At 74.7% G+C, this 25,372-nt stretch carries 26 protein-coding genes; 11 read left to right on the top strand and 15 right to left on the bottom strand.

The window, feature by feature from the left end:
- Window positions 1–174: 174 nt before the first annotated feature.
- Entirely contained in the window at window positions 175–789 is a 615-nt protein-coding gene (locus tag HT134_RS01600; RefSeq protein ID WP_175598454.1) for an HAD family hydrolase, read from the top strand.
- Window positions 790–797: 8 nt separating this feature from the next.
- Entirely contained in the window at window positions 798–1,793 is a 996-nt protein-coding gene (locus HT134_RS01595; protein ID WP_175598453.1) for a Rossmann-fold NAD(P)-binding domain-containing protein, read from the top strand.
- 148 nt (window positions 1,794–1,941) lie between these two features.
- Here HT134_RS01595 and HT134_RS01590 read toward each other — a convergent pair whose 3' ends face one another.
- From HT134_RS01590 to HT134_RS01570, 5 genes are all read right to left on the bottom strand, one after another.
- Complete coding sequence (locus tag HT134_RS01590) at window positions 1,942–2,913, bottom strand: alpha/beta hydrolase family protein (protein WP_175598452.1); 972 nt, start codon at window positions 2,911–2,913, stop codon at window positions 1,942–1,944.
- The gene (gene kynU, locus HT134_RS01585) at window positions 2,910–4,133 is read right to left on the bottom strand and encodes a kynureninase (protein WP_175598451.1); all 1,224 of its coding nucleotides are present in this window, start codon (window positions 4,131–4,133) and stop codon (window positions 2,910–2,912) included. The genes HT134_RS01590 and kynU overlap by 4 nt, the downstream gene beginning before the upstream one ends.
- Window positions 4,126–5,004, bottom strand: coding sequence for a tryptophan 2,3-dioxygenase family protein (locus tag HT134_RS01580; protein WP_175598450.1), 879 nt, complete (start codon window positions 5,002–5,004; stop codon window positions 4,126–4,128). Before HT134_RS01580 ends, kynU begins: the two co-directional genes overlap by 8 nt.
- A 190-nt stretch (window positions 5,005–5,194) precedes the next feature.
- Window positions 5,195–6,664, bottom strand: a complete 1,470-nt coding sequence (locus tag HT134_RS01575; RefSeq protein WP_175598449.1) for an MFS transporter — start codon at window positions 6,662–6,664, stop codon at window positions 5,195–5,197.
- Between the two features lie 276 nt (window positions 6,665–6,940).
- The gene (locus HT134_RS01570; RefSeq protein ID WP_175598448.1) at window positions 6,941–7,681 is read right to left on the bottom strand and encodes a GntR family transcriptional regulator; all 741 of its coding nucleotides are present in this window, start codon (window positions 7,679–7,681) and stop codon (window positions 6,941–6,943) included.
- Window positions 7,682–7,844: 163 nt separating this feature from the next.
- Here HT134_RS01570 and HT134_RS01565 point away from each other — a divergent pair, with 163 nt between their 5' ends.
- The gene (locus HT134_RS01565) at window positions 7,845–8,645 is read left to right on the top strand and encodes an inositol monophosphatase family protein (RefSeq protein WP_175598447.1); all 801 of its coding nucleotides are present in this window, start codon (window positions 7,845–7,847) and stop codon (window positions 8,643–8,645) included.
- Here HT134_RS01565 and HT134_RS01560 read toward each other — a convergent pair.
- A complete protein-coding gene (locus tag HT134_RS01560; protein WP_175598446.1) occupies window positions 8,582–9,337 on the bottom strand; it encodes an HAD family hydrolase in 756 nt (251 codons plus the stop codon). The two genes, HT134_RS01565 and HT134_RS01560, sit on opposite strands and share 64 nt — an antisense overlap.
- Window positions 9,334–10,107 (bottom strand): hypothetical protein, encoded by a 774-nt coding sequence (locus tag HT134_RS01555; RefSeq protein ID WP_217707133.1) that lies wholly within the window; start codon window positions 10,105–10,107, stop codon window positions 9,334–9,336. Before HT134_RS01555 ends, HT134_RS01560 begins: the two co-directional genes overlap by 4 nt.
- A gap of 105 nt (window positions 10,108–10,212) precedes the next feature.
- Here HT134_RS01555 and HT134_RS01550 point away from each other — a divergent pair, with 105 nt between their 5' ends.
- A complete protein-coding gene (locus tag HT134_RS01550) occupies window positions 10,213–11,052 on the top strand; it encodes a helix-turn-helix domain-containing protein (protein WP_175598444.1) in 840 nt (279 codons plus the stop codon).
- A 45-nt stretch (window positions 11,053–11,097) separates the two neighbouring features.
- On the opposite strand, the gene HT134_RS01545 is transcribed toward HT134_RS01550, so the two are convergent.
- Window positions 11,098–11,775: a GntR family transcriptional regulator gene (locus HT134_RS01545; RefSeq protein WP_246363510.1), complete on the bottom strand. Its 678-nt coding sequence runs from the start codon at window positions 11,773–11,775 to the stop codon at window positions 11,098–11,100.
- Window positions 11,776–11,840: 65 nt separating this feature from the next.
- Here HT134_RS01545 and HT134_RS01540 point away from each other — a divergent pair, with 65 nt between their 5' ends.
- Together HT134_RS01540 and HT134_RS01535 are read left to right on the top strand one after the other, a co-directional pair.
- Window positions 11,841–13,028 carry a CaiB/BaiF CoA transferase family protein gene (locus HT134_RS01540; protein ID WP_175598443.1) on the top strand — a complete coding sequence of 396 codons (1,188 nt, stop codon included), beginning with the start codon at window positions 11,841–11,843 and terminating at the stop codon, window positions 13,026–13,028.
- Window positions 13,025–13,897: an HpcH/HpaI aldolase/citrate lyase family protein gene (locus HT134_RS01535; protein WP_175598442.1), complete on the top strand. Its 873-nt coding sequence runs from the start codon at window positions 13,025–13,027 to the stop codon at window positions 13,895–13,897. Before HT134_RS01540 ends, HT134_RS01535 begins: the two co-directional genes overlap by 4 nt.
- A 291-nt stretch (window positions 13,898–14,188) precedes the next feature.
- Here the strand turns inward: HT134_RS01535 and HT134_RS01530 are convergent, their stop codons facing one another.
- Window positions 14,189–14,821 (bottom strand): TetR/AcrR family transcriptional regulator, encoded by a 633-nt coding sequence (locus HT134_RS01530; protein ID WP_246363509.1) that lies wholly within the window; start codon window positions 14,819–14,821, stop codon window positions 14,189–14,191.
- Window positions 14,822–14,944: 123 nt separating this feature from the next.
- Here HT134_RS01530 and HT134_RS01525 point away from each other — a divergent pair, with 123 nt between their 5' ends.
- The 3 genes from HT134_RS01525 to HT134_RS01515 are packed head-to-tail and all read left to right on the top strand — an operon-like array spanning window position 14,945 to window position 17,740.
- Complete coding sequence (locus HT134_RS01525; RefSeq protein WP_175598441.1) at window positions 14,945–15,928, top strand: sugar ABC transporter substrate-binding protein; 984 nt, start codon at window positions 14,945–14,947, stop codon at window positions 15,926–15,928.
- Window positions 15,929–15,947: 19 nt separating this feature from the next.
- Window positions 15,948–16,988, top strand: a complete 1,041-nt coding sequence (locus tag HT134_RS01520) for an ABC transporter permease (protein WP_175598440.1) — start codon at window positions 15,948–15,950, stop codon at window positions 16,986–16,988.
- The gene (locus tag HT134_RS01515) at window positions 16,985–17,740 is read left to right on the top strand and encodes an ATP-binding cassette domain-containing protein (RefSeq protein ID WP_175598439.1); all 756 of its coding nucleotides are present in this window, start codon (window positions 16,985–16,987) and stop codon (window positions 17,738–17,740) included. Before HT134_RS01520 ends, HT134_RS01515 begins: the two co-directional genes overlap by 4 nt.
- Before the next feature lie 12 nt (window positions 17,741–17,752).
- Here the strand turns inward: HT134_RS01515 and HT134_RS01510 are convergent, their stop codons facing one another.
- On the bottom strand, window positions 17,753–18,331 hold the full coding sequence (locus tag HT134_RS01510) for a TetR/AcrR family transcriptional regulator (RefSeq protein WP_175598438.1): 579 nt from the start codon (window positions 18,329–18,331) through the stop codon (window positions 17,753–17,755).
- A gap of 84 nt (window positions 18,332–18,415) precedes the next feature.
- A complete protein-coding gene (locus tag HT134_RS01505; RefSeq protein WP_246363508.1) occupies window positions 18,416–19,534 on the bottom strand; it encodes an epoxide hydrolase family protein in 1,119 nt (372 codons plus the stop codon).
- 106 nt (window positions 19,535–19,640) lie between these two features.
- Between HT134_RS01505 and HT134_RS01500 the strand changes: the two genes are divergently transcribed.
- Complete coding sequence (locus tag HT134_RS01500) at window positions 19,641–20,264, top strand: YigZ family protein (protein ID WP_175598436.1); 624 nt, start codon at window positions 19,641–19,643, stop codon at window positions 20,262–20,264.
- 66 nt (window positions 20,265–20,330) lie between these two features.
- Here the strand turns inward: HT134_RS01500 and HT134_RS01495 are convergent, their stop codons facing one another.
- Window positions 20,331–21,560 (bottom strand): isochorismate synthase, encoded by a 1,230-nt coding sequence (locus HT134_RS01495; RefSeq protein WP_175598435.1) that lies wholly within the window; start codon window positions 21,558–21,560, stop codon window positions 20,331–20,333.
- A gap of 241 nt (window positions 21,561–21,801) precedes the next feature.
- Between HT134_RS01495 and HT134_RS01490 the strand changes: the two genes are divergently transcribed.
- Entirely contained in the window at window positions 21,802–22,656 is an 855-nt protein-coding gene (locus HT134_RS01490) for a GDSL-type esterase/lipase family protein (protein ID WP_175598434.1), read from the top strand.
- A gap of 10 nt (window positions 22,657–22,666) precedes the next feature.
- On the opposite strand, the gene HT134_RS01485 is transcribed toward HT134_RS01490, so the two are convergent.
- From HT134_RS01485 to HT134_RS01475, 3 genes are all read right to left on the bottom strand, one after another.
- On the bottom strand, window positions 22,667–23,401 hold the full coding sequence (locus HT134_RS01485; protein ID WP_175598433.1) for an HNH endonuclease family protein: 735 nt from the start codon (window positions 23,399–23,401) through the stop codon (window positions 22,667–22,669).
- Between the two features lie 93 nt (window positions 23,402–23,494).
- Window positions 23,495–24,766 (bottom strand): glycosyltransferase, encoded by a 1,272-nt coding sequence (locus HT134_RS01480; protein WP_175598432.1) that lies wholly within the window; start codon window positions 24,764–24,766, stop codon window positions 23,495–23,497.
- Window positions 24,759–25,361, bottom strand: coding sequence for a TetR/AcrR family transcriptional regulator (locus HT134_RS01475; protein WP_175598431.1), 603 nt, complete (start codon window positions 25,359–25,361; stop codon window positions 24,759–24,761). The genes HT134_RS01480 and HT134_RS01475 overlap by 8 nt, the downstream gene beginning before the upstream one ends.
- Window positions 25,362–25,372 lie beyond the last annotated feature (11 nt).

Here is a 25,372-nt window from a genome sequence, read left to right as displayed (position 1 = left end):
GGGCGGGGGTGATCCCGGTGCGCGAGCCGCGGCGTCCGCCTGCGCTCGGGGAGGCCGGGCGAGGTGCCTCCGGCCCCGCGCTGAGCACGCGGCCGTCGCGCCAGGGGACGCCTCGGCAGAATTCGCCTATATTTCCGGATACGGCGAAAAGCGTCCGAAAGGCGGAGCCGTCGCATGCTCTCCCCGCTCGCCCCAAGGGACGCCGACGGCCTGCTGTTCGACTGGGACGGCACGCTGGTGGACAGCCAAGGCGCCAACTACCGCGCCATGGCCGAAGCCCTGGACCTGCCCATCCCCGTCCGCGAGATCGTCGCCCGGTGCGACGAGCACTTCCTCCGGCAGGCCCACCGCGTCCGGGCGCACCCGGCCGTGCTGGAGATCGTCCGGACCTACCACGGCAGGCTGCCCATGGCCGTCGCCTCCGGCGGATCGCGGACCGTCATCTCCCGGACCATGCGCCACCTGCCCTACGCCTCCCTGTTCTCCACCGTGGTCACCCGCGAGGACGTCGAGCGCGGCAAACCCGCCCCGGACATCTTCCTCCTGGCCGCGCACCGGCTCGGGATCGCCCCTGAGCGGTGCGCCGTCTACGAGGACAGCGACGAAGGCGTCGCCGCGGCCCTGGCGGCGGGCATGACGGTCATCGACGTCCGCTCTCACACGGGCCGCTGGCCCGCCGGGTCCCGCTCGCGTGCCGGACCGATGGCACGGCCCGCACGCCTTGTCCGCACCTGCCCTCCGTTACGCCCCCTGCGAACCGGCCCGGGAGGCGTCGTGGCAGGTGGTTGAGTGCGTTCATGAAGATTCTCATCCTTGGCGGAACGGCATGGCTGGGCCGCGAGGTGGCGCGGCAGGCGGTCGGGCGGGGGCACGCGGTGACGTGCCTGGCGCGTGGCGAGAGCGGCCAGGCGGCCGACGGCGCGGTGCTGGTGGCCGCCGACCGGCGGGCGCCGGGGGCTTACGAGGAGGTGCGGCACCAGGATTGGGACGCCGTCGTGGAGGTGTCGTGGCAGCCGGGCCTCGTGCGCGGCGCGCTGGCGGCGCTGGGAGAGCGGGCCAAGCACTGGACGTATGTGTCCTCCGGCAACGCCTACGCCGACCACGGCGTGCCCGGCGCCGACGAGAGCCGGCCGCTGCTGGAACCCACCGACCGCGACGAGGTGGGCCGGGAGCTGTACGGCGAGGCGAAGGTCGCCTGTGAGCGGGCCTCGGCCGAGGCCGTGGGCGACCGGCTGCTCATCGCGCGCGCCGGGCTGATCGGCGGGCCCGGCGATCACAGCGGGCGCACGGGCTACTGGGTGGCGCGGGCGGCCCGCGACCCGCACGGCCCGCTGCTCGTCCCCGACTCCCTGGACCTCCCCACCCAGGTGATCGACGTGCGTGACCTGGCCGGCTGGCTGCTCGACTGCGCCGAGAGCGGGACGACCGGCACCTTCGACGCGGTCGGGCCCGTGGTGCCGTTCGGCGAGTGGATCGAGCTGAGCCGCGCCGTCGCCGGGCACACCGGGCCGGTGGTGCGGGCCGACCCGGCCTGGCTGCTCGAGCAGGGCGTCGCCGAGTACATGGGGCCGGAGTCGCTGCCGATGTGGCTGGTCGAGCCGGGATGGGAGGGCTGGTCCGCCCGTTCCGGAGCCGCCGCGCTCGCGGCCGGGCTGCGCCACCGCCCGCGGGCCGACCTGGTCACGGACGTGCTGGCGTGGGAACGCGCCGAGGGACTGGAGCGAGAGCGCCGGGCGGGGCTCAGCGCGGCCCGGGAGGAGGAACTCCTCCGCCTGCTCGGCCCCACCGGCTAGCCGTCAGCGTGGAGTCGCCCCGGCCGCGTGGCCTCACCCCGGCCGCGCGTGGTCGGCCCGGTCGCGTGGCCTCACCCGGGCCGCGCGGGGTCGGCCCGGTCGGTGGGGAGCCATGCGGCGGGGCCGTCCGAGATCCGCGCCGCCGCGGTCAAGGACGGGTCAGGACGCGCGTGACCTCCTCGGCGACCACGGCGCAGGCGTCCGCCGCCGGGTCGATCAGCGGGAAGTGGCCGGCGTCCGCCACCAGCGTGAGGCGCACCGGCCGGCCCGCCGCGGCGGCCGAGCGCGCGTAGGACGCGCTGACCTCGACCGGCACCACCACGTCGTCGCGCCCATGCACGATCGTCGTGGGCACACCCGCCGGCAGCAGTACCGCGGGGTCGGCCGACGGGCGCCGCTCCTCGAAGCGGTCCGGCCCGCCGAGCAGCTGGAGCGCGGCGTCCGAGCACACGGCCAGCTCGCGGGCCCGGACGAGGTCGGCGATCGGCGCGAGCGCCACGACACCCGCGACGGACGGGCCGGGAAGCCGCCACGGCGAAGCCGGCGGCAGCCTGTGACGCGCGGCGGCCCACAACGCGAGGTGCCCGCCCGCCGAGTGGCCGGTGAGCACGACGCGGCTCGTGTCCACCCCGGGCAGCGCGTCCGCCGCGAGGGCGGGCAGGGCGTCGAGGGCGGCGGCCACGTCGTCGAACGTCTCCGGCCAGCGCCCCGCCGCGCCCGGCGCCGCGCCGCCCCGCCGGTACTCCACCGAGGCCACCGCGAGACCCCGGCGGGCGAGGAAGGCGGCGAAGGGGGAGACGTGCCGCCGGTCGTAGGCCGCCCGCCACGCCCCACCGTGCAGGACGACGACGAGCGGCGCCCTCCCGGCGCCGGGGCCGGTGAGCCCGCCGGTGCCGGGCCGCGCGGAGGGCGCGGTCGCGGCACGGGAACCGGGGCCGGCCGCGGGGCCGCCGAGCGGCCCGCCGCGGGGAGCGTAGAGGTCGACGAGCTGGTCGGGGTGGCCGCCGTAGCACACGGTCGCGTCCGGCTCCGCGTACGGGTGGGAGAAGGCCGACGCCTGCTCGGCGGCGTCCTGATCCGCGGCGTCCTGCCCGGCGGCGTCCCGCCCGGCCGCGTTCACGTGCCGGCCGCGACGACCTCGGCCAGCACGCGCGCCGCCCGTTCCGTGTCCGCGAACGACACGTACAGGGGCGTGAAGCCGAACCGCAGCACGTCCGGGTGCCGGAAGTCGCCGACCACCCCGCGGGCGATCAGCGTCTCCATCACCGCGCCCGCCCCGGCGCAGCGCAGCGCGACCTGGCTGCCCCGCTCCCCGTGGCGGGCCGGAGTGATCGACTCGACGCGTCCCGGCCGCACGTACGCGGCGACGCACTCCAGGAAGAAGTCCGTCAGCGCCAGGCTCTTGTCCCGCACCGCCTCGATCGGCACCCCGTCCCACACCTCCAGCGCCGCCTCCAGGGCCAGCATCGAGAGGATGTCGGGCGTGCCCACCCGGCCCCGCACGGCGCCGTCCGCCGGCTCGTACCGGCCGGACATGCCGAAGGGGTCGCGGTGGGAGTTCCAGCCGGGCAGCGGCGAGTCGAAGCGGGACTGCAGGTCGCGGCGCACGTACAGGAAGGCCGGCGAGCCGGGGCCGCCGTTGAGGTACTTGTACGTGCAGCCGACAGCCAGATCGACGCCGTGCTCGTCGAGCCCGACCGGCAGCGCGCCCGCGCTGTGGCACAGGTCCCACACCACCAGGGCGCCCGCCTCGTGCGCGGCGGCCGTCACGCCCGGCAGGTCGTGCAGCCGCCCGCTGCGGTAGTCGACGTGGTTGACCAGGGCGACGGCGGTACGCGGGCCGAGGGCGTCCACGATGCCGGCCGGGTCGGCGGCGACCAGACGGCGGCCCGTCAGCCGCGCCGCCGACTCGGCGATGTAGCCGTCCGTGGGGAACGTCGTCGCGTCCACCACGATCTCGTCGCGCCCCTCGCCCGCCATCCGGACCGCGCCCACCAGCGCCTTGAAGACGTTCACGCTGGTGGAGTCGCCGGCCACGACCTGGCCGGGCGCCGCGCCGACCAGCGGCGCGATGCGGTCGCCGACGCGCTCCGGCGCCGTCCACCACCCGGACTCCGTCCAGGACCTGATGCGCAGCCGCCCCCACTGCCGCGCCACCACGTCGGCCATCCGGCCGGGCACGACGGCGGGCAGCGCGCCGAGCGAGTTGCCGTCGAGGTAGACGGTGTCGTCGTCGAGGACGAACTCCGCGCGCTTGGCCGACAGCGGGTCGGCCTCGTCCAGCTTGCGCGCCTTCTCGCGCAGGGCGCCCCGGTCGGAACCGAGAGAAAGGTCAGACATGGCTGCGCGCCGTCCAGAGCTCGGGGAACACGGTCTTGGCGGCCCGCTTCTCCAGCCACGCGACGCCCGCCGAGCCGCCGGTGCCGGTCTTGGCGCCCATCGCGCGCCGGGTCGCCACGAGATGGTCGTTGCGCCAGCGCCACACCAGCTCGGCGACGTCCGTCAGCGCCTCGCCGAGCCGGGCCAGGTCGGCGTCCCGGTCGCCGGAGTAGATCGCCGCCCACACCGCCTCGACCTCGGCGCTGGGCTCGTAGCGCTGCGACAGGTCCCGCTCCAGCACGGCCCGCGGCACGGGGTGGCCGCGCCGCGCGAGCAGGTGCAGGACCTCGTCGTACAGGCTGGGCTGGTGCAGCGCCTTCTCCAGCTCCTCGTGGACGCGCGGCGCGCCGCGGTGCGGCACCAGCATGGACGGCGACTTCTCGCCGAGCAGGAACTCCATCCGCCGGTACATCGCCGACTGGAACCCCGAGCCCTCGCCGAGCGCGGCCCGGTAGGCGTTGAACTCCTCCGGGGTGAGCCGCGCCAGCGGCCGCCAGGAGGCGTTCAGCGCCTCCAGCTCGCGCGCGCTGCGCCGCAGCGCGGCCATCGCGACGGGCAGCCGGTCCTCGCGCAGGGCGCGGCCGGCGGTCTCCCACTCGTGGACGATCACGGTGAACCACAGCTCCATGACCTGGGTGGTGACGAGGAACGCCATCTCGCCCGGGTCGTCGGACAGAGGGTGCTGCAGGTGGGTGAGGACGTCCGCGTGGACGTAGTCCTCGTACGGGGTCGTGCCCGCGAAGTCGAGGTGCGGCGAGTCGGGCCGCTCGGCCTCGCTCCGGCCGCCGGCCGGGCGGGTGTCCGCTGTTCGGGTGTCTGTGCGATGCGACATCGCTGTCTCCTGGAGACGTGCCACCGGGTAGCGGTCCGCTCCCTTCCTTCAGGCGATGGAGCCCCGGTCCCCTCGGGCCGGCCGCTCATGGTGCGACGCCGAACCCACCAGGCATGATGGGGGATCGTGTCCTGGTATGGCAAGGGGCGCCCGCCGCGTCGGATTCTCCGGCCGGGTCGCCGCGGGGCGCTCAGCCCTGGCCGGCGTGGGTGTGGCCGTGGGCGACCTCGGGCGGGCACGGCCGGGGCCGGCCGTCCCGCCGCCACTCCGTCACGGCGATGGCGAGGGCGACCAGCACGCCGCCGACGGCGGCGCCCAGGGCCACGGTCACCGCCTCCGAGGTGTCGCCGCTGGAGGTGAGCACCAGGTAGTACACGCCCGGCAGGGCCGCCGTGCCCACCGCGCCGCCGAGCCGCTGGCCCGTCTGCAGGGCGCCGCCGGCCGCGCCGGCCATCCGCACGGGCACCTCCTTGAGCGTCATGGTGATGTTCGGCGAGATCACGAAGCCGCTGCCGACGCCGCCGACGAGCAGCGCGGGGATCGCCGCCCACACGGCCACGCCCGGCGAGGCGAAGCCCAGCAGCAGCGCCGCCGCCGACAGCCCCACCACGACCCCGGCGAGCCCGAGCACGGTCAGCAGCCGTCCCAGCCGCTCCACCAGCCGCCCGGCCACGACGGCCGCGCCGGCCGAGCCGATCGCGAACGGCGTGACGCACAACCCCGACATCAGCGGCGAGAACCCCCGCCCGTTCTGGAAGTACAGCGCGAAGACCAGCCAGACGCCGCTGAAGCCGATGAAGTAGACCGTGGCGAGCGCCGCGCCCGGCGCGTAGCCGCGCGTCTGAGTGAGGAGTCCGGGCGCGAGCAGCGGGTCGTGGCCGCGGGCCGCGACGCGCCGCTCCCAGAGCACGAACGCCGCGAGCAGCACCGCCCCGGCGGGGAACATCCACCAGAGTTTGTGCACGCCGCCCGAGTCGGCCTGCACCAGAGGGAACATGAGGAGGAACACGCCGGCGCCGAGCAGCACCACGCCCGCCACGTCCAGCGTCCCGCGCCGGGCGCCGCGGCCGTGGGGCAGCAGCCGGGCGGCCAGGGCGAGCGCGGCCACCCCGATGGGCACGTTGACGAAGAAGATCCAGCGCCAGCCCTCCTCGGCGCCCGCGAGCGCGATGATCAGGCCGCCGGTGATGGGGCCGACCGCGCTGGAGACGCCGACGGTCGCCCCGAACAGGCCGAAGGCGCGCCCGCGCTCGGCGCCCCGGAACAGCTGCTGGATCAGCGCGGAGTTCTGCGGGGCCAGGAAGCCGGCGGCGATCCCCTGGGCGAGCCGGGCCGCGACCAGCAGCCCGATGGTGGGCGCGGCCCCGGCGGCCATGCTGCACAGCACGAACGCGGCCAGCGCGATCAGGAAGATGCGCCGCCGGCCCATCGCGTCGCCCAGCCGGCCGGCCAGGACGAGGGAGAGCGCGAAGGTGAGCGCGTACCCGGAGACCACCCACTGCACCTGCGCGGGGGAGGCCCCGAGGCCGCGCTGCATGGACGGCAGGGCCACGGCCACGATGGTCACGTCGAGCAGGATCATGAAGCCGACGACGAGGGTGACCGCGAGGGCCTTCCAGCGCCGCGGATCCGGTCCGGTGTTCTCGGACCCTGGTTGCATGGGACCTCCCTCCGTGAAGGCCGCCGCCCGCGGAGGGGGCGCTCGGCACGGCCTGAGGCGGCCCCGCGGCGGTCCTCGGGCGACCCTCGCGTGACCCTCGGTCCTTCTCCGGACGGCCTTCGGGTGGTCCTGAGGCGTGCAGGCGGGCTGCCACGGGCCGCCATGCCTATGGCAGGAACAACGCCTCCGGGATGGCGGGCATTTCGCCCGCGCCCCGATCGGACGCTCCGCCGCAGGTCCGCGCCTGGCCGACGCGACGACCGGCCGCGCCGCGGGTCAGCGCTCGATGAGCGTGACCTCCAGGGAGTAGTGCGAGGCGCGGTAGACGTGCGAGCCGTGCTCGACGGCGCGGCCCTGGTCGTCGTACGTGGTGCGGATCATCGTGAGCAGCGGGGCGCCGCGCCGCTCACCCAGCAGCCTGGCCTCGCTCTGGCCTGCCGCGCGGGCCCCGATGCGCTGGTTGGCCACCCGCATCCGCACGCCCGCGCCGCGCAGCAGCTCGTACAGGCCCCGCGTCTCCAGGTCGGTCGCGCCGAGCCGGGCCAGGCCGAGGGGCAGCCAGTTGTGCAGCAGGGCCAGCGGCTCGCCGGCCGCGTACCGCAGCCGTTCCAGGTAGAGCGCCTCGGTGCCCGGCTCCAGGCCGAGGATGGCCGCGATCTCCTCGTCCACGCTGCGCGGCTCCAGGGCGATGACCCGGGTGGCCGGCTCCTGGCCCGCGCGGCGCAGGTCGTCGTACAGGCTGGTCAGCTCCACCGACCGCTTGACCTGGCCGTGGACCACCTGGGTGCCGACGCCGCGCTTGCGCACGAGCAGGCCCTTGTCCACGAGATACTGGATGGCCTGGCGGATGGTGGGCCTCGACAGCCCGAGCTTGTCGGCCAGCAGGATCTCGTTGTCGAGCCGGGCGCCGGGCGCCAGGTCGCCTCGCCGGATCGCTTCGGCGATCTGCTCGGCCACCTGGAAATAGAGCGGCACGGGGCTGGATCGGTCCAGGTCGATCGCCAGATTCGCGGTCATGCCGATCAGGTTAACGCAGGTCATAATGTCCAGACAAATGCGACGGTCATGGACCGCGTACGGCATGATCGGAAGGGGAGCCCCCGCCGGGAATGGGCAGGGGAGTCCTCGTACCGTGGTGCCGAGACACCGCGGCGCCGATGCCATCGAGGGGGAGCCCGGCATGAACGCCACGCCACACGACGACACGCAGTTCCCGCACGACGCGCTGCTGGAGACGGCCAGCGAGGCCGCCCGGGCGGTCGGGCCACGGCTGCGCAAGGCGTTCCGCTCCCGCCCGGAGGTCGCCACCAAACGCGACTTCCAGGACCCGGTGACCGAGCACGACAAGGCGGCCGAGGAGAGCATCCGCGCCGTCATCGAGGGCCGCTGGCCCGGCAGCGCCGTCCTCGGCGAGGAGGGCGGGGCCACCGGCTCCGGACGGCTGCGCTGGTACGTCGACCCGATCGACGGCACCGCCAACTTCGCCGCCGGGTTGCCGTTCTTCTGCGTCTCCATCGCCGCCGCCGTGGACGGCGAACTGGTCGCGGGCGTGGTGTACGACCCGGTGCGCGACGACGAGTTCACCGCCTCGACGGCGGGCGCCTGGTGCAACGGCACCCCCATCCGCAGCGCCGGCGCCACCGGCGACCGTGAGGCCATGCTGCTGACGAGCTACCCGACGCCCCGCGACATGGCCGCCGAGGGCGAGGACGCGCTGCGGCGCTACGGCCGGTTCCTGACGTCGTTCTCGGCGGTGCGCCGGGTGGGCAGCGCCGCGCTCAAGCTCGCGCACGTCGCCGCCGGATGGTCGGACGCCGCGTACGGCACACGCGCCAACCCGTGGGACGTGGCGGCCGGCGCGCTGCTCGTCCGGCAGGCGGGCGGCGTCTACCTGGGCGACCCGCTCGCCACGAGCGACTACCTCGCCTGCGTCGGCGGTTTCGACCTCACTTCCTCGGCCCTGTCGGAGGTCGCCCCCTGACCCCGCGCGGCGCGGGCCAGGGCCGGCAGCTCGGCCAGCGACGTGATGCGCGGGAACCCGGCGGGCGGCGGCCGCGTCCCGAGGCGGTCGAGCCAGACCGAGCGCATCCCGGCCGCCGCCGGCGCCGTCACGTCGTTGACCACGTCGTCGCCCACCAGCAGCACCTCGCCGGGGGCCAGCCCGAGCGCCCGCGCCGCGGCCGTGTAGGAGCCCGGAGCCGGCTTGTAGTGCCCGTCCAGCACCTCGCCCGTCAGCACCGGCCCGACCCGGCCGCCGAGGCCGATCGCCCGGACCTTCGCCTCCTGCACGCGCTGCGACCCGTTCGTCAGCACTCCCAGCCGGAACCCCTCCAGCGCCGCCACCGCCTCCGCCGCGTCCGGGTAGGCGCTCCAGCTGCGCCGGTAGCGGACGGCGTACGCGCCGAACGCCGCGTCCAGGTCGTCCGGCACCGTGACGGCCAGCTCCACGCACAGCGCCCGGATCCGCCGCCGGCGCTGCTCCTCCAGCGAGCACTCGCCCGCGTGCCAGGCCCGCAGGTGCGGCTCCTCCAGCGCCTGCCACAGCGCGGCGACCTCCGCCATCCGCGGATGGCCGGGCGCGTGCTCGGACACCCAGCCGATGACGGCCGCGTCGGCCGCCGAGCGGTGGTCGAGCAGGGTGCCGTCGAGGTCGAGCAGGACGCCGCGGATCACACCCCTATCCTGGCACCCGTCCCGGCGAGGACGCGCGCCGCCGTCTCGTGCGGCGGATAGCCCAGCGTGAGCCCGCGCACCGACAGCGGCGCCCGCCGGAAGGCGTCCTCCGCGTCGTCGCGCAGCACGTAGCCGAGGGCGGGGGAGGACGCCCGGTGCGCGGCGAGCGCCTCCGCCTCCTGCTCGCCGAGGTCGCCCGGCAGCGCCCGCCGGTAGTCCGCGATCAGCGCGTCCACGTCGAACAGCCGCCCGTACGGCTCCGACAGCCCCGCCACCACCCGCACCAGCCCTTCGCCGGTGTTCCGCGCCCGGTAGACCAGGGCCGTGCCGCCGCTGCCGGTGAACCAGCGCATCGCCTCCTCCACCGGCAGCGTGAACACCCCGAAGGGCTTGCGCCCGTACAGCAGCGCCTCGGCGGTCCACCGGTCGCACCAATGCGCGTCCCGGTACGGCGACGGCGCCTTCGGCCCGGCCGTCAAGCCCTGGGCCAGCACCGGGTTCCAGGCCGAGACGAGGGGGCTGGAGAAGCGGGGCATGCGCGGGCCGGCGCAGCGGCTCAGCACGTAGCCGTACCAGATCGCCACCACCTCGATCCGCCGGCCGGGCAGGAAACGCTCGTAGACGCCGTTCATCACCTGCCCGTTGTCGGCGTGGCGCCACGGGCCCGCGGGGACGGCCCCGCCCGCGGGCGCCGGGGGAGTCCGGTAGTCGGGACGCAGCATCCACGTGTAGGCCACGGCGTGGGGGACCTTCCCGGTCGGCGTATGCATGACTGGTCTGGATCAAGTGGTGGCCATCGTGCATCACGCGTGGGTATGTTGCAACACACCAGGTCCTGACCTGGTTCCTGCTCGCCGGCGTGGGGGATTCGACGTATGCATACGATCGTCGCGGCGCGGCTGGCCGCGCTGCGGCGCGCCCGCCGGCTGTCCATGAGGACGGCCGCCGACGCCGCCGGGCTGAACACCTCCACGGTCTACCGCATCGAGCACGGGCACGTCGCGCCGCGCGAGTCCACCACCGACACCCTGCTGGAGCTGTACGGCGTGCACGACGCCGCCCAGCGCCGGCACGTGCTGGCGCTGCTGCGCGGCGAGCGGCGGCCCGGCTGGTTCGACGCGCCGGAGATCCCGCTGTGGCTGTCGCGGTTCCTGGCGCTGGAGGACGAGGCGGCCGAGGTCGACGCGTACGCGCCCATGTTCGTGCCCGCCCTGCTGCAGACGCCGGCCTACGCCGAGGCGACGGTCCGCGCCTGCGGTCACCCGGGCATGACGCCCCAGCAGGTCAAGGCCGGGGCCGGGACGATCCTGCGCCGGCAGGAGCTGCTCGACCGCGACGGCGGCCCGCGCGTGCGGGCGGTCGTGGACCGCAGGGCGCTGCTCGACCCGCCGCTGGCGTGCCCGGCGGACCGGGTCGGGCAGGTCGACGCGATCGCGGCGGCGGCGGGGCGGCCCGGGGTCGCCGTCCAGGTGGCGCGCCCGTGCACCGAGACCGGCCACCTCTACCACGGGCCGCCGTTCACGCTGCTGGGCTTCGCCGGGCGGGACCGGCCGGGCGTGCTGGTGCTGCACCTGCTGCACGGCTCGACCGTGGTGGACGACCCCGAGACGGTGCGGGCGCACCACGAGGCGTTCGCGCGGCTGTCGCGCTCGGCCCACGACGCCGCGCGGACCCCGGACGTGCTGGCCGGGATCCGCGCCGAGCTCACCGCCTGACCGGCCGCCGGCCCGGGCGGACGCGGCGGCTCAGAAGGAGGCGGGTCAGCCGGTCGGAGGGTGGTCGCGGCGGTGGTCGCCCGCCCGCCGCACGTGCTCGATCATGAGCTGCTCGGCGGCGGCCCCGTCGCCGCGCTCCAGCGCGTCCAGGATGCCTTCGTGCGCCTCCAACTGGTGCGGCACCTGGCCGGGGTCGAGCCACAGCGAGGCCGTGGCGGGCACCGGGAAGCTGTCGTGCACGGCGCGGGCGTGCTGCCCCAGGAATGCGGGGCCGCCGATGTCGGCGATGCGCAGGTGGAAGTGCCGGCTCTGCTCGCCGAGCCGGTCGAGCCGCCCGCCGGCCGCGTCGCGGGCCATCGCGGCGTGCAGCTCGCGCAGCCAGTCGAGCTCCTCCGGCGTGATCCGGTCGGCGGCCAGCCGGGCCCCCAGGCCCTCGACCACCGCGCGCAGGCCGTAGAACTCCTCCAGCGCGTCGTCGCCGAGGTCCACCACCGTGGCGCCGTGATGGGCCTCGTAGCTGATCAGCCGGTCCTTCTCGAGCCGGCGCAGCGCCTCGCGGACCGGCGTGACCGACACCCCGAGGCGGCGCGCGATCGCCGCCGCGCGCAGCGCGGTGCCGCCGGGGATGCGGGCGGAGCGGATCTCCTCGGCCAGCACGCCGTAGACGTAGTCCGCCTTGCTCATGGGCGGGGTCACGGAGGGGCGCGGATCGGAGCTGGGCATGGGTCCAGTCTCTCGCACGAGGGCCACCGGTTGACCGTGAACGTATTTCTTATACGTTATAAGACATGACGAGCCTCGCCGACCTGCGGGTCATCGACGCCGCCACGCTGTTCGCCGGCCCCTCCGCCGCGATGATGCTGGGCGACTTCGGCGCCGACGTGATCAAGATCGAGCACCCCCGGCGCGGCGACCCGTCGCGCGGGCACGGCGCCGCGGTGGACGGCGTCGGCCTGTGGTGGAAGTCCCTGTCGCGCAACAAGCGCGCCGCCGCGATCGACCTGTCGCACCCGGAGGGGCAGGAGATCCTGCGCCGCCTCGCCGCCCGTTCCGACGTGCTCATCGAGAACTTCCGTCCCGGCACGCTGGAACGCTGGAACCTCGACCCCAAGGACCTGCTGGAGCTCAACCCCCGGCTGATCGTCGCCCGCATGACCGGATTCGGGCAGAGCGGCCCGATGGCCCGCCGCCCTGGGTTCGGCACCCTGGCCGAGGCGATGAGCGGCTTCGCGGCGATGACCGGCGAGCCGGAGGGCCCGCCCACGCTGCCGCCGCTCGCGCTGGCCGACGGCATCGCGGGCCTTGCGATGTCGTACGCGATCATGGTGGCGCTGCACGCGCGCGAGCGGACCGGACGCGGGCAGGTCGTCGACATGGCGATCATCGAGCCGATCCTCGGCCTGCTCGGCCCGCAGATGAGCGCGTACAAGGCGCTCGGGGCCGTGCCGCGCCGCACCGGCAACCGCTCCAGCAGCAACGCGCCCCGCAACACCTACCGCACCCGCGACGGCCGCTGGCTGGCCGTCTCCACCAGCGCGCAGGCGGTCGCCGAGCGCGTCGTCACACTCGTCGGCCGGCCCGACCTGGTGGCGCAGCCGTGGTTCTCCAGCGGGGCGGGCCGGGTCGCGCACGTGGACGAGCTGGACGAGGCCGTCGCCACCTGGATCGCCGCCCGCGACGCCGACGAGGTCATCGCCCGCTTCGAGGAGGCGGAGGCGGCGGTCGCCCCCATCTACGACGTCCGCGACATCGCCCGCGACCCGCAGTACGCGGCCCTGGGCACGTTCGTCGAGCTGCCGGACGAGGAGCTGGGCTCGGTGACGATGCAGAACGTGCTGTTCCGGCTGTCGGACACGCCCGGCGAGGTGCGCTGGCCGGGCCGGCCGCTCGGGCACGACACGGACGAGGTGCTGGGGGAGCTGGCCTACGGCGGCGAGGACATCGCCGCGCTGCGCGAGCGGGGCGTGATCGCATGACGTCCCCGGCGTCCGGGGTGCCCGCCGTCTCGTGGCTGTACGTGCCGGGGGACCGGCCCGAGCGGTTCGCCAAGGCCGTCGCGTCGGGGGCGGACGTGGTGATCATCGACCTGGAGGACGCGGTCGCGCCCGCCCGCAAGGACGAGGCCCGCGCCAACGTCGCCGCCTACCTGCGCGAGCGCGCGTCCGACCCTGCGGACGTGGCGGCGGACGTGGCGGTGCACGTGCGGGTCAACGACCTGACCACGCCGCGGGGCCGCGACGACGTGGCGGCGCTCGCCGGGCTGCCCGGGCTCGACGGCCTCCGGCTGCCCAAGGTCGAGTCGGCCGCGGTCCTGGACGCGCTGGCCGGCTGCCCCGTGCCCGCGTACGCGGTGCTGGAGTCGGCCGCGGGGATCCTGGCGGCCCCGGCCGTCGCCGCCCACCCGCGCGTGGCCGGTGTGGCGCTGGGCGAGCAGGACCTGTCCGCCGAACTGTCGATCACGGACGTGGCCGCGCTCAACCAGCTCCGCCTCCAGGTCGTGCTGGCCGCCGCCGCGGCGGGCCTGCCGCCCGTGCCCATGTCGGTCCATCCGAACGTACGGGACGAGGAGGGGCTGCTGGCCTCGTGCGCCGCGGGGCGGGCGATCGGGATGTTCGGCCGGGCGGCCATCCACCCGCGCCAGATCCCGGTGATCCGGCGGGCCTTCACGCCCACCGAGGAGGAGACGGCCCGGGCCGCGGAGATCGCCGAGGCGGCCGAGCGGGCGGAGCGCGAGGGGCTGGGGGCGGTGGCGCTGCCGGACGGCCGCTTCGTGGACGCCCCGATCGTGGCCCGCGCCCGCCGCACCCTGGCCCTGGCCCGCCACCTCGCCCGGCCACCCGCCTGACCCGCCACCCGCCTGACCCGCCACCCGCCTGACCCGCCACCCGCCTGACCCGCCACCCGCCTGACCCGCCGCACCCTTTGCGCGGGCCGCCTCCCCTCACCTCGTCGCGATGCCTCGCCGCCTGACGTGCCTCACCCTCTCGGCGGGTGCGCACCTCTCGGGGGAGGGAAGCAGGAGGGCGGCGGAAGGCGCCTCAGGCGCGAACGCGGACGGGGCGGGAGCGGGGACGGCGCGAAGGGCTCGGGGCGGCGGTGTCTCGCGGGAGGTGTGGATCCGGCGGGCGGGGAGCGGTCAGGGCACCCAGCGGGCGGAGAGTTCGGCGTCCTCCGGGGCCGGGCCCGGCAGGGCGGCGTGGGAGGCGGGGCGGCGCAGGGCGTCCAGCAGCAGCGCCAGGTAGCGGTGCCGGAGCTGCCCCGTACGCTCCTCGTCGCCCAGCTTGACCGACGCCATCTGCTCGAACAGCAGCGCGATGTCCGCCGTCGTCACGTCCGGCCGCAGCACCCCCGCCGCCACGGCCCGCGCGTGGATCCGGGTGGCCAGCTCGGAGGCCCGGGCCGCCGCCGCGCCCAGCTCCGGCGTGGGCTGGAAGGTGCCGGCCAGCTTGATGGTCAGCGAGCTGCTGTCGGCGTCCACGATGCCGCGCATGTAGCCGGCGAACGCCTCCCACGGGTCGCCCTGGTCGTCCAGGGCCTTCTCCGACACCGCGATGTAGAGCTCCAGCCCGTCGAGGCACAGCTTGCGCAGCAGGTCCTCCTTGCTGGCGTAGCGGCGGTAGAGTGCGCTGATCCCGACGCCGGCCCGTTCGGCCACCGCGGCGATCGGCGCGCCCGGGTCCGCGGTGAAGACCGCCCGCGCCGCCTTCAGGATCAGCTCGTCGTTGCGTGCGGCCTGGGCCTTGCGCCCGCTCATGGGTGAGGTCGTCATAGCGCCACTATAGCGGAACGAAGTTTTCCGTTCCAAGCGTTGATCGCATTGGTCCGTATGTCTATACGACAAGTTGATATTGATGTACAACCGGGGCGAGCCTGATGGTCATGGAGGTGTCCCGTGAGACGAGCCCCTGTCGTGCTGGCCCTGCTCTGCGCACTGACGCTGGGCGCCTGCTCCTCCTCGTCCGGAGGAGCCGGCGCGCAGAGCGCCCCGGCCTCCGGCTCCGCCCCGCCCGCGGCGAGCGGCGGCACGTTCGCCGTCATCACCCACGCCTCGGCGGGCGACGCCTTCTGGGACGTGGTGAAGAACGGCGCCGAGGCGGCGGGCAAGCAGTACGGCGTCACCGTCACCTACCAGGGCGACGGCGACCCCGGCAAGCAGTCGCAGCTCATCGACCAGGCCGTCGCGCAGAAGGTGGACGGCCTCGTCGTGTCCATGGCCAACCCCGACGCGCTGAAGGAGGCCGTCGGCCGAGCCGTCGCCGCGAAGATCCCCGTGGTGACGATCAACTCGGGCGCCGGCTCCTCCAAGGCGTTCGGCGCGATCACCCACGTCGGCCAGTCGGAGGACGTGGCCGGGCGCGGCGCCGGCGAGCAGCTCAGGGCCGCGGGCGTCACCAAGCTCCTGTGCGTCGTCCACGAGGCCGGCAACGTGGGGCTCGACCAGCGCTGCAAGGGCGCCGAGCAGGGCCTCGGCGGCACGGTCGAGCGGCTCCAGGTGGACGTGGCCAACCTCGCCGACGTCACCTCCAAGGTCGCCGCGAAGCTCCAGTCCGACAAGCAGGTCAACGGCGTTCTCGCGCTCAACCCGGCCGTCGCGGTCGCCGCGCGCGACGCCGTCAAGGACTCCGGCTCCCAGGCCAAGCTCGCCACGTTCGACCTGTCGGGCGACGTCGTGACGGCCATCAAGGACGGCGAGATCCTGTTCGCGGTGGACCAGCAGCAGTACCTCCAGGGCTGGCTGCCCATCACGTTCCTCACCCTGTACAAGAAGAACCTCAACACCGTGGGCGGCGGGCTGCCGGTCAACACCGGACCCGGCTTCGTCACCAAGGACAACGCCGAGCAGGTCGCCAAGCTGGCCGAGGCGGGCACCCGATGACCCCTGCCGGAGGTCCGTCGTGACGGCGGCGGCCGGCCGGGCGGACGAGCGGGTCGCCCGCGCCGGCCTGGTGCGGCGGCTGCTGATCCGCCCCGAGCTGGGCGCGGTCGTGGGGCTGGTGGCGGTGTTCGCGTTCTTCGCGGCGCAGTCGCCGGTGTTCCGCTCGCCGCAGGGCGTCGCCAACTGGCTCGACCCGGCGGCCACGCTCGGCATCATGGCCGTCGCCATCGCGCTGCTGATGATCGGCGGCGAGTTCGACCTGTCGGCCGGCGTCCTCACCGGGACGACCGGGCTGATCCTCGTCACGCTCGCCACCCGGTACGGCCTCGACGTGTGGACGGCGATGCTCGTGGGCCTGGTCGTGGCCCTGGCGATCGGCCTGGCCAACGGACTGATCGTGACCCGGACCCGCCTGCCCAGCTTCATCGTCACGCTCGGCACGTTCCTCATGCTCCAGGGCGTCAACCTCGGCGTCACCAAGGCGCTCACCGGCACCGTGCAGGTCAGCGGCCTGCGCCGGGCGGCCGGCTACGAGGACGCCCGCGCGCTGCTGGCCGGCACCGTCGAGATCGGCGGCACGCCGTTCCGGGTGGCGATCCTGTGGTGGCTGCTCGTCACGGCCGTCGCGACCTGGGTGCTCATGCGTTCGCGCCCGGGCAACTGGATCTTCGCGGTGGGCGGCAACGAGCAGGCGGCGCGGGCCGTGGGCGTGCCCGCCGCGCGCACGAAGATCGCGCTGTTCATGACCACCGCGTTCGCGGCCTGGCTGGTCGGCTCGATCCTCGCCCTGCGCTACACCTCCGTGCAGGCCAACATCGGCATCGGGCAGGAGTTCATCTACATCATCGCCGCGGTGATCGGCGGCTGCCTGCTGACCGGCGGGTACGGCTCGGCGATCGGCGCCTCCGTCGGCGCGGTGATCTTCGGGATGGCCGACAAGGGCATCGTGTTCCTCGGCTGGGACGCCGACTGGTTCAAGTTCTTCCTCGGCGCGATGCTGCTGCTGGCCACGCTCGCCAACCGCCTGGTCCGGCGGTACGCCGAGGAGGTGAAGCATTGATCATCGAGACCCGCGGCATCGGCAAGACGTTCGGCTCGGTGCTGGCCCTGCGCGACGTGTCGATGGGGGTCGCGGCGGGCGAGGTCACCTGCGTGCTCGGCGACAACGGCGCCGGCAAGTCCACCCTCATCAAGATCCTGTCGGGGGTGCACCGGCACGACGCCGGGACCTTCCTCGTGGACGGCCGGGAGGTGAGCTTCGGCAGCCCGCGCGAGGCGCTCGACCGCGGCATCGCCACCGTCTACCAGGACCTCGCCATGATCCCGCTGATGTCGGTGTGGCGGAACTTCTTCCTCGGCTCCGAGCCGCGCAGGGGCCCGGCCTTCGACGTGGCCCGGGCCCGCCGGATCGCCCGCGAGGAGCTGCTGGCCATGGGCATCGACATCCGGGACGTGGACCAGCCGGTCGGCACCCTGTCGGGCGGCGAGCGGCAGTCGGTGGCGATCGCCCGGGCCGTGCACTTCGGCGCCCGGGTGCTCATCCTCGACGAGCCGACCTCGGCGCTCGGCGTCAAGCAGGCGGGCGTCGTGCTTCGCTACATCGTCCGGGCCCGCGACCGTGGGCTCGGCGTCGTGTTCATCACCCACAACCCGCACCACGCCTACCCGGTGGGCGACCGGTTCCTGCTGCTCAACCGGGGCACGAGCCTGGGGGAGTACGGCAAGGCCGACATCACCCGCGAGGAGCTGACGGCGCTGATGGCCGGCGGGGCGGAGCTGGCGGAGCTGGAGCACGAGCTGCGGCGCGAATGACCCCGCCGGGAGTCATCGGCGGGCCAGGGCGAGGGGCAGCAGGACGTGGTCGACCAGGCGGCGGGCCAGGTCGCCGTCCACCGGCTCGCCGCTGATCAGCCCCCGGAAGAGCAGGGCCGCCGGCCCGAGCTGCCACAGCAGCTCGGTGTCGGCGGCCGCCGCCAGCTCGCCCCGGTCCCAGGCCCGCTGGAACACCTCCAGCATGAGCCGCCTGCGGCCCGTCACGTAGTGCCGGTCGACGGCCGCGGCCAGCTCCCTGTTGTGCCGGATCTCGCCCACCAGGCCGGCGAGCACGTCGCCGAGCGGTTCCAGCTCGGCGACGAGGAACTCCATGAGCCACAGCAGGTCGCCGCGCAGGCTTCCGGTGTCGGGCGCCTCGGGCAGCGGTGAGGCGGCGCTGACGAACGCCGCCACCACCAGGTCCGCCTTCGTCCGCCACCGCCGGTAGACGGTCTGCCGGCTCGCCCTGGCCCGGGCCGCGACGGTGTCCACGCTCAGCCGGTCGTACCCGCTCTCGCGTAACACCTGGAGGACCGCGCCGAGCAGCTCGGCCTCGCGTGCGGGACCGCCCCGCAACGGGGTCACGGACATGACCATTAGAGTAAGCGCGCGCCCGCCCCGACTGTAAGGCCCCTCAGGGGGCGGACTGTGTCCTGATCGGGGTTTCCCGCCCGCTCACCGGAGCGTGGCGAAGAAGGCGCGCACGTCCTCCACGTACGCCGCGGGCTGCTCCAGGGCGGCGAACGTGCCGCCGCGCTCGTGCTCGACCCAGCCGACGATGGTGTTGTCGCGCTCGGCGAAGCGGCGGATCGGCCGCAGGATGTCCTTCGGGAACACCGAGACCGACGTGGGCACCGTCGCCGGCTTGAGCTCCCACTCCACGCTGGTGTCCTGCTCGGTGTCGGGGGTCTCGACGAACGAGCGGGCCGCCGAGCCGGCCGTGTTGGTCAGCCAGTAGAGCATGACGGTGGTGAGCAGCCGGTCGTCGGGGACCGGCTCGTCGCTCCACTCGTGGTAGACGCTCGCGAACCAGGCCAGCAGCGCCACCGGGGAGTCGGCCATGCCGTAGGCGAACGTCTGCGGGCGGGCCGACTGGATGAGCTTGTAGCCGTACTGGCCGGTCAGGTAGCGCTCGCGGAAGGCCATGCGCTCCTGCTCCACCTCGCTCAGCCCGTCCAGCTCGCCCGGGACGCCGATGGGGAAACAGATGATGCCGTTGCCGTGCATGCCCGCCACCCGCTCGGGGGCGAGCACGCCGACCTCGCGGGAGATCCACGTGCCCCAGTCGCCGCCCTGCACGCCGAACCGCTCGTGGCCCAGGCGCGTCATCAGCTCCAGCCACGCCTTGGCGATCCGGGTCGAGCCCCATCCCGTCTCGGTGGTCGGGCCGGACAGGCCGTACCCGGGCAGCGACGGGATGACCAGGTGGAAGTCGCGGGCGAGCGGCTCGATCACGTCGAGGTACTCGACCGGGGAGCTGGGCCAGCCGTGCGTGATGAGCAGCGGCAGCGCGTCCTCGCGGGGGGAGCGCACGTGCAGGAAGTGGATGTCCTGGCCGTCGATCCGCGTGACGTACTGGTCGTGGGCGTTCAGCTCGGCCAGCGCGCCGTCCCAGTCGTAGCCGGTGCGCCAGCGGGCGACCAGGTCCTTCATGCGGGCGAGCGGGACGCCGTACTCCCAGCCGACGCCGGGGACCTCGTCCGGCCAGCGCACCCGGTCGAGCCGTTCGCGCAGGTCGTCGAGGGCGCCGCGGTCGGGCTCGAAGCGGAAGGTGCGGATGTCGTTCGCGGTCAAGCCATGCCTCCATCGTTTCGGTACGCTGTACCGTACAGCATACGGTTCGAACCGCGCAAACCGGCCCGATCGTTGATCTACTTTGTAAAGGCGGTAGCTTGGTGGGGTGTCCTCTTCGTACCTCACCCTCAAGACCGCCATCGAGCACGAGACGGAGGCGCGGCGCTCCCGGTTCGTCTGCGCGGTGGCGCCGGTGGGCGGGGTCGAGGAGGCGCAGGAGTTCATCGCCGAACGGCGCCGGCTCCACGCGGCCGCCACGCACAACTGCACCGCGTACGTGATCGGGCAGCGCGTGCAGAAGGGCGACGACGACGGCGAGCCCGGCGGCACCGCAGGCACCCCCATGGTGCAGGCCCTGGTCGGCCGGGGGTTCAGCGACGTGGTGGCCGTGGTGACGCGCTACTTCGGCGGCGTCCTGCTCGGAGCGGGCGGGCTGGTGCGGGCCTACGGGTCAGCGGTGACCGAGACCCTCGACCGGGCCGAGGCGGTGCGCATGGTGCCGGCCCGGCTGGTGCGCGTCTCGGTGGCGCACGACCAGGCGGGACGGGTCGAGAACGGCCTGCGCGCGTCGCGGTACGCCGTGCGCGACGTGGCCTACGGGGCGGCCGTGGAGTTCGCGGTGGCGGTGGGGGAGGACGAGGTGCCCGCGTTCACGGCGTGGCTGGCGACGCTCACGGCCGGGCGGGCCCGCGTGGAGGCCGGCGAGGGCATCCACGTCCCGTCGTCCTGAGCGGCGTGGGGCAGGTCCCGTCATCCTGAGCGCCGTGGGGATCGCCCCCCAGGCGTGGCGCGGCGCTCACCCCTCCAGGGCGTACTGCATCACGCGGAACTTGGCCTGGGCCTCGGCCAGCTCCGACGCCGGGTCGGAGTTGCCCATGATGCCGCCTCCCGCGAACAGCCGGGCGCGGCGCCCCTCCACGACCGCCGAGCGCAGCGCGATGCCCCACTCGCCGTCGCCGTGGGCGTCGATCCAGCCGACCGGGCCGGCGTACCCGGCGCGGTCCATGCCCTCCAGCTCGCGGATCACCTCGATCGCCGTGCCGGTCGGCGTGCCGCCGACGGCGGCGGTCGGGTGCATGGCGGCCACGACGTCCAGCACGGACGCCCCGTCGGCCAGCCGGCCGGTGACGTGGCTGGCCAGGTGCTGGACGTTCGGCAGCACCAGCAGCTCGGGCTCGTCGGGGGTGTGCAGCGAGGAGCACAGCGGCGCGAGCGTCTGCCGGACCGACGCGATCGCGCACTCGTGCTCGTGGCGGTCCTTCTCGGAGGCGAACAGCGCCGCGCCCCGGGCGACGTCGTCGGCGGCGCCGGTGCCGCGCGGCGTCGTGCCGGCCAGCACGAGCGACTCGATGTGCTCGCCGGTACGGCGGACCAGCAGCTCGGGGGTGGCGCCCACGAGCCCCGCGACGGAGAAGGTGTAGCACTCGGGGTAGCGGCGGCTGAGGCGGGCCAGCAGGAGCCGGATGTCGATGGGCCGGTCGGCGGTGGCGAGCAGGTCGCGGGCGAGCACGACCTTCTCCAGCTCGCCGGCGCGGATGCGGCGCGAGGCGCGGGCGACGATGTGCTCCCACTCGGGCGCGGTGAGGCTGCCGTCGCTGTAGCGGATGCGGCCCGGCGTGCGGATCGGGGCGAACGGCTGCAGGCGCGGCTCGCCCACGGTGGTGAGCCAGGCGCGGCCGTCGCGGCGGGCCAGGATCGTGCGGGGGACGATCAGCGTGGAGCCGGGCGCGTTCTCGTCGAAGGTGAACGTGCCGAAGGCGACCGGTCCGGAGCCGGGCGTCTTGACGGCGTCGTCGATGTGGGCGTCGCCGAGCACCTCGGCCAGCCACTGGCGGGCCCACGCGAAGCGGCGCGGGCCCGGCGGCACCTCCACGCGAGCGGCCTCCCCCCAGCCGACGAGCCCCTCGCCGTGCCGGATCCACGCGAACGGCGCGGTCTTCGGCAGGGAAGCCAGCAGGTCACCGGGGTCGCCCACGGGGGTGGTGCGAACCGGTAGCGGGCGGGTGGTTCCGAGCGCGACACTCACTCAAGACACTCTATGCGGGAACTGAACACGTTCGACTGTGACCCCCTGGAATGGGTGGTAACGGTCAAGGATCCAAGAAAAACCTGCATATTTGCCGACGTGCGGCGTTGTTAACGGTATCGCCGCCACCTGCCGCTCCCCGGCGGGGACTGTCAAGCCGCGATATGAAGTCGGTTGTGAAATGGCCCACCTCCCCCGCCGGTCATAGTGGGTCCAAGATCGGATCCCTACCTTGGGGGCCATGATCCCTCGCCTCCTGGCCGCCGCGCTCCTCCTGTCCGGCTCCGGGGTCGTCTGCGGCGCCGGCCCCGCGACGGCGGCCACCGGCGTCCCCGTGCCCACCTCGATGGTGGCGCTCGGCGACTCCATCTCCAGCGGGTTCAACGCCTGCGGCTGGTACGTCTCGTGCACCTCCCGCTCGTGGTCCGCCGGCGACAACGCGGAGGTCGCCAGCCACTACCTGCGGCTGCTGCGCCTGGACGACGACATCCAGGGCCACAACCGCAACCTCGCCGTGCCCGGGTCCACCAGCGCCGGCCTCATGAGCCAGGTGCGCCAGGCCGTCGAGCTGAAGCCGGGCTACGTGACGATCCTCATCGGCGCGCAGGACGCGTGCGTGGGGACCGAGCGCGAGATGACGCCGGTGGCGCTCTACCGGCAGCGCATGGACGCGGCCCTGGCGGCGCTGCGCGACGGGGTGCCCGGCGTGCGGGTGTTCCTGGCCAGCATCCCGGACCTGCGGCGGCTGTGGCAGGTCGGCCGGAGCCACGCGCTCGCCCGGACGTTCTGGACGGCCGGGCACATCTGCCAGTCCATGCTGGCGCGTCCCTCGTCGGTCAAGCGGGCCGACGTGGCCCGGCGCGCGCGGGTGCGCGCGCGGGTGATGGCCTACAACGAGCAGGCGGCCGAGGCGTGCGCCGCGCTCGGCGACTCCTGCCGCACGGACGGAGGAGCGATCTTCCGGTACCGGTTCACGCTCGACCACATCAGCAAGTGGGACTTCTTCCACCCGAACGCCGCCGGCCAGCGGGTGCTGGCCGAGGAGACGTTCGGCCACGGCTTCGCGTGGGAGGACGACCGCGAGGACGTCAGGTGACGCCGGACGGTCACCGGCACTGGGCGAGCATGGCCCGCTTGTCGGCAGGGGTGACCGGCACGTCGTACTTCACGGCGACCTGGGCGAAACGCGTCACGTAGGCGCAGCGGATGCGGCGGCGGGGCGGCAGCCAGCTCGCCGGGCCGGAGGCGTCCTTCTGCTCGTTCGCCGCGCCGTCCACGGGCAGGAGGTTGAGCGGGTCGTTGGCGAAGTTCAGGCGTTCGGACATCGGCCAGCGGGCGGCGGCCATCCGCCAGGCGTAGGCCAGCGGGACGACGTGGTCCACCTGCACCTCGTCGGCGTCGGACTTGCGCCACGCGATGGCCTTGCCGGTGTACGGGTCGGTCAGGCGCATGGCGACCACCACGCACCGCGACCCCTTGCGGTACCGGACGTCCTGGCCGTCGCGGGCGAGCAGGTCGTCACGGGTGCGGCAGCCGTTGCCCGCGTACGGGACGCCGGGGGCGGTGTCGGCCCAGTTGCCGCCGTACCGGCTGCGCGCGTACCCCGTGGCGGGGCCCCGGCCCTTGACGCGCAGCCGGGAGATGAGCTTGCGGGCGGCGGCCCGGTCGGCGCCGGAGGTGATCGGGGCCAGACCGGGGCGGGTGCCGCCGGTGTTGGCCAGCGGGCTGGCGGCGGTGCCGACGGCGGCGGTGCGGGTGGCGTGGGTGCCCTTCGCCGTGCCGAACAGGGAGACGACGAGGACGCCTCCCGCGATGAGGGCGACCGTGTCCTTTGTGCTCAAGCACGCCTCCGATGGGGGTGACGGGGTGTTGGGCACAGATCTCTAGAGAGATTCCCGGCATGGCCGACATCGACACGTACGCCGGCGAAACTCCTAGTCCCTGACGGTCGCTCGCACGGCGAGGGCCTCCAGTTCGGCGACCGCCCGGTCGGTGGCCGTCTCGGCGGCGATCTCCGCCGCCAGTCGCCGCGCCTCGCGCCGGTAGGACGGCTCGCGCAGGACCCGGGCGACCGCCTGGGCGATCACACCGGCCGAGGCGGTCTTCCTCACGGTGATCCCGGCGCCGGCGACTTCGACGTGCCGGGCCACCTCGACCTGGTCGCGCCCGAGCGGCACGCAGACCAGGGGGACGCCGGCGGCCAGGGACTTGACCGCCGTCCCGTGGCCGGCGTGCGTGACGGTCACCGCGGCGTGGCGCAGCGCGGCGCTGTGCGGCGCCGCGGCGGTCACCAGGACGTTGCCGGGGGCGCGGACCGTCGCCGGGTCCACGGCCGGGCCGGTGGTCAGCAGCCCGCGCACCGGCAGTGTGCCCAGGGCCTCGGCGATGCGCTCCAGCAGCGGGTGCTGCTTCATGAAGGACGAGCTGAGGCCGACCAGGACCAGCGGCGCGTCGCCCGCGGGCAGTTCCAGCTCCGCGGCCCAGGCCGGGTCGTCGAGGCGTGGGCCGACGTGCCGCACGTGGTCGGGGAAGCGCCTGCCGGGGTAGTCGAGGGCGCGCGGCGACAGCACGAGCAGCCGGTCGACGCGGTCGAACGCGCCGACGACCGAGTCCACAGCCGGCAGGCCGCTCGCGACGCGGGCGGCGTTGAGCGCCGGCAGTCCCTTCTCCCACGGTTTGAGCATCAGCGCGGTCACCGCCCGGTCACGCAGGCGCCCCGGCGCCCCCGTGGCCGGGGCGAAACCGGGGCCGGGCGGCGGCGCCCCCGGAGTGGGGAACGGGTACAGCGTCGTCACCAGCGAGGCCACGGGGATACCGGCGGCCTCGCCGGCGGTGAGCGCGCCGAGCAGCATGTGCTCGGCGACCAGCACGTCGGCCGGGCGGGCGCGCAACTCGGCCAGGGTGTCCCGGGCGTAGTCGGCCGCGGGACCGCAGACGATGCGATCCCGCAGCCGCGCGAACGCGCCCAGCGGGGTGCGGGTCTCGAAGTCCTTGATGACGTCCTTGGCCGGGTCGCCGGCGTCGCCCTGGGGCGCCGTGGTCCAGGCGATCGGCTCGGCGCCGACGGCGGCGACCTCCTCGTGCAGTGACGTGTCGGCCAGCACCCGGACGTCGTGGCCGCGCTCGCGCAGCGCGCGGGCGATCGACAGCACGGGCGGCACGGCTCCGCCGCCGGCCCAGGTGGCGAACAGGAAGCTCTCAGGCATCGGGTCTCTCCCGTGGGTCGATCGAGGTCAACAGGTCCCGCATGGCGCGTTCGGCGTCCTCGCGCGACAGGCCGAGGTCGCGCCGCCACAGCTTCCACAGGTAGACGTCCGTGGCGGCGTGGTGCAGGTTCAGCGCGTGCTCGCGGGCGGGGCCGGCGGCGGGGAGGCGGTCGGCGAAGACCTGCTCCAGCCACGCCCGGTGCAGGCCGCGCGCGTGGGCGGCGGCGCGGGCGATGGCCGGGACGCGGTCCATCTGCGCGGTCCAGAGCACGTTGGCGTCGCCGTGCCGCTCGTAGTCGGCGAAGAGCGCGGCCACGATCGCCGCCACGTCGCCGGTCGGCGCCTGACGGGTGAGCGCCGCGTCCGCCGCCAGCCGGTCGGCGACGGCGTCGGCCAGGCCGTCCTTGCCGCCGAAGTGATTGACGATCGTCTGCACCGACACGCCCGCCTCGTCGGCGACGTGCTGCAGGGTGACGTCGTCGTACCACTCCCGCATCCACAGCGTGGCCGCCGCCTGCACCACGCGCGTACGCGTGGCCTCCATGGCCGCGGCGCGGGCCCCCAAGCGGTAGGGGCGCCTCGCCTCACTTTCCATGGAGCCATAAC

Origin of the sequence: Nonomuraea rhodomycinica (genome assembly GCF_013363995.1) — a bacterium.
In the GTDB taxonomy this organism is placed as follows: domain Bacteria; phylum Actinomycetota; class Actinomycetes; order Streptosporangiales; family Streptosporangiaceae; genus Nonomuraea; species Nonomuraea rhodomycinica.
This window is presented reverse-complemented; position numbering and strand designations above follow the sequence as displayed.